The sequence below is a fragment of the Caballeronia mineralivorans PML1(12) genome (genome assembly GCF_001028175.1).
GTDB lineage: Bacteria > Pseudomonadota > Gammaproteobacteria > Burkholderiales > Burkholderiaceae > Caballeronia > Caballeronia mineralivorans.
Genome location: NZ_AEJF01000050.1, coordinates 1 through 3,397, shown reverse-complemented (window position 1 = coordinate 3,397; position 3,397 = coordinate 1). Strand labels below are relative to the sequence as shown.

The 3,397-nt window shown below is 58.6% G+C and carries 3 protein-coding genes; all 3 read left to right on the top strand.

Translation table 11 applies throughout. The features are described 5' to 3' along the window. The first annotated feature begins 140 nt into the window (after positions 1 to 140). Genes EOS_RS05490 through EOS_RS05480 form a run of 3 tightly spaced genes read left to right on the top strand, consistent with a single transcriptional unit; the run spans position 141 to position 3,308 of the window. Complete coding sequence (locus tag EOS_RS05490; protein ID WP_047845594.1) at positions 141 to 1,388, top strand: tyrosine-type recombinase/integrase; 1,248 nt, start codon at positions 141 to 143, stop codon at positions 1,386 to 1,388. After that, the gene (locus EOS_RS05485) at positions 1,385 to 2,320 is read left to right on the top strand and encodes a tyrosine-type recombinase/integrase (RefSeq protein WP_047845593.1); all 936 of its coding nucleotides are present in this window, start codon (positions 1,385 to 1,387) and stop codon (positions 2,318 to 2,320) included. The genes EOS_RS05490 and EOS_RS05485 overlap by 4 nt, the downstream gene beginning before the upstream one ends. Further along, positions 2,313 to 3,308 (top strand): tyrosine-type recombinase/integrase, encoded by a 996-nt coding sequence (locus EOS_RS05480; protein ID WP_047845592.1) that lies wholly within the window; start codon positions 2,313 to 2,315, stop codon positions 3,306 to 3,308. The genes EOS_RS05485 and EOS_RS05480 overlap by 8 nt, the downstream gene beginning before the upstream one ends. Positions 3,309 to 3,397 lie beyond the last annotated feature (89 nt).

Below are 3,397 nucleotides of genomic sequence, written 5' to 3'. Positions count from 1 at the left end.
AGTGCCATATGTGGTGTTGGCTCAAATGTGGGCTTGCGGGGACGGGACGAGGTTCGTCAACGGTGTATGCCTATTGAAGGCCACATAAATTTGCGCCGGAGTAGCGTCGGAGATCCGAAGGTTGACCCGGAGATCCGATCATGTTCAGTACGTTGTTTCATTACCCCCGTGTATTGGCTCGTCATCGCAATGGCCCTTCGGCCGATGATCGAGAACGGTATCTGGCCCACTGCGCAGAAGGCGGCGCAGCCCATTCGACGCTGTTGAGTCTGGCACCTGAGCTCCTGGCTATTTCCCGGCGTATTGTCCTCGACAGCGGGCGATTGATTCTGCCTGCGGAAGTCGAGATGGCAGCCGATCGCTGGGTTCGTTATCAGCGACGGCATCAGCGAATCGTGACGGGAAGGTTCTCTCGGGAACGGTTTATTCAGACCGCCACAGCCTGGCTGCGCTTCCTGGGGCAACTGCAGGAGCGGTTACCGGAGGCGCTGCCATTCGTCGATCTGGTTCAACGGTTTGACGGCTACTTACGCGAGGAACGCGGCCTGTCGTCACACACGATCCACAATCGATGCTGGCACGTCCAGGCGTTTTTGTGCTGGCTCAGCGAGCAAGGGAGCAGCATCGGCGAGATGCAACTCGAGCAGGTCGACGTCTTTTTTGCACGGAGACGAATGCAAGGCTGGTCCCGGGTATCGATGGCCAGCCTTGCGGGCGCTCTACGAAGTTTCTTCCGCTATGCCGGTGAGCAAACGTGGTGCTCAGAGAGACTCGCCGCCGGTATCGAAGGGCCGCGTCTGTTCAGCCACGAGATGCTTCCAGTCGGTCCGAAGTGGGTAGACGTGCAGCGACTCATTCGCAGCACCGACACGGACAGCCCCCATGATATCCGCGACCGCGCCATTCTGTTACTCCTGGCGGTCTACGGACTGCGAAGCGGTGAGGTTGTCGCGCTGACCCTGGACGACGTGGACTGGGAACGGGAGATCCTTCACATCAGCCGGCCAAAGCAGCGGTGCAAACAGGATTACCCGCTTGCAGCTGATGTAGGCGAAGCGATTCTGCGGTATCTCGAACAGGTGCGACCTCATGTTGCTTCGCGCTCACTGTTTCTCACCATAAGAGCCCCGTTTCGACCGCTCGCGTCCACGAGTCTGCACTACCTGGTCAACCGACGATTAAGAGTGTTGAACATTAGTTGCCGTCGTGGCGGCCCGCATTCGCTTCGACACGCGTGCGCGACCAATCTGGTGGCTGAAGGACTCTCACTCAAGGAGATCGGCGACCATCTGGGCCATCGCAGCGCTTACGCAACACGCACCTATGCCAAGGTTGATCTCGCCGGCCTGAGGCAAGTTGCAGACTATGCCCTGGGAGACCTGCTATGAAACTGCCTGAAGCGGTCGCCGCGTACGTGGCCTACAAACAGTCTCTGGGGATGCGCTTTGCCACTGAGGCGCGTACCCTGAAGTCCTTCTACCGAATGCTCGGCAACATCGACATCCGCGAGGTCGACGCTGATCGTGTCTATGCATTCCTCGCAGGCAATGGTCCTATCACGGCCTTCTGGCATCGCAAGCTTAGCGCGCTGCGCAGCTTCTACCGCTTTGCCATTGCTCGCGGTTACACCACGAGCTCGCCATTACCGTTAACGGTCCCGAAGGAACCCCGAACCTTCGTGCCGTACATCTATTCGCGAGAAGAGATGAAGCGTCTACTCGCGGCGACGGCGGATCGCGAGCGCTGCAATCTGTCGTCGCTGACCTGCCGGACGCTCCTGCTGCTCCTTTATGGTACCGGACTTCGCATCGGCGAGGCTGTCGGTCTGAATCTGGCCGATGTGGATCTGGACTCTGGAATCCTTTGCATCCGTGAAAGCAAGTTCTACAGGACACGACTGGTGCCGACCGGACCAGATCTGACATCGGTGCTGGCTCAGTATGCGGCCGAACGTAACAAATGGCCGCCGCTCAATCCAGACGTTGCCTTTCTGTTGACGAAGCGCGGACAGCGCCTGTCCCGAGCCGGTGCTGAGCAAGCCTTCAAACACTTGCGCGATCGCGCACAAGTTCGTCGTGACGATAGCGCGCGGTATCAGCCACGACTTCATGACCTTCGGCATACCTATACGGTTACCCGGCTGGTTTCCTGGTATCGCGAAGGTGCCGATGTACAACGCTTGCTGCCTCAACTGGCAACCTATCTTGGTCACGTGCATATTGCCGCCACCCAACACTACCTGACTATGACGCCAGAGTTGCTGCGGCAGGCGAGCTTACGTTTCGAGCGCTACGCTCGGGGAGGTGACAATCATGCGTGACACAACCCTTCTTGGGCCCTGGGTCCGGCGCTTCCTGCTTGAGCACTTGATCGGAGAGCGGAACCTCGCTCGCAACACTCAGCAGAGCTACCGCGATACGCTGTGCCAACTGATCCCATTCGTTTCAAGTCGAGCCCGCAAACCGGTAGATCGGCTTGCAATGGTAGATGTGTCGGCCGAGATCGTCAGGGACTTTCTCTCAGACATTGAAGTCTCTCGCGGATGCAGCGTCGCGACCCGGAATCAGCGCCTGGCTGCTGTCCACGCCTTGGCTCGCTTCGTTGGCGAGCACAGTCCTGAACATATCCAATGGTGCGCCCAGTTGCGCTGCATCCCCTACAAGAGAACTACAAGGGCACTGGTGCCCTATCTCGACAAACCTGAAATGGATGCGCTGCTCGCTTGTCCAGATCGATGCACACCTCAAGGTCGCCGTGACTATGCCTTGTTGCTGTTTCTCTACAATGCCGGTGCACGAGCCGACGAGGCGGCCCACCTGACCATCGGTAACGTCGATGCGATTTCCAGCAGCGTTAGTGTGCTCGGCAAGGGGCATAAACAGCGCCAGTGCCCGCTATGGCACGAGACCGTGCAAGAGTTACGCAACCTCGCCGGTCAACGTCCACCTCAGGAACGGGTATTCCTCAATCGTTGTGGGCAACCCCTGACGCGTTTCGGTATTCACGCGCTCGTAGAGCGTTACGCGGTCAAGGCGCAAGCCAATATGCCTTCGCTCGCATCCAAGCGCGTCAGTCCGCACAGCATTCGACACTCGACTGCGACCCACCTACTGCGCTCCGGCGTCGATATCAACACCGTGCGAGCGTGGCTTGGTCATGTCTCCATCGATACGACCAACATTTACGCCGAAATTGATTTGGAGACGAAGGCCAACGCCCTGGCGAAGCTCACAATACCGAGCGATCGAAAGGCGAGCAGGCGGTGGGGCAAAGATCCTGCACTGATGGCATTTCTCCGGTCCTTGTAGCGGGTTTTTTATGTGGCGTTCAGCCGGCCTGATCCCGTCAGGATCGCGGCTCGGGCGCCACAAGCCCACATTTGAGCCAACACCACATA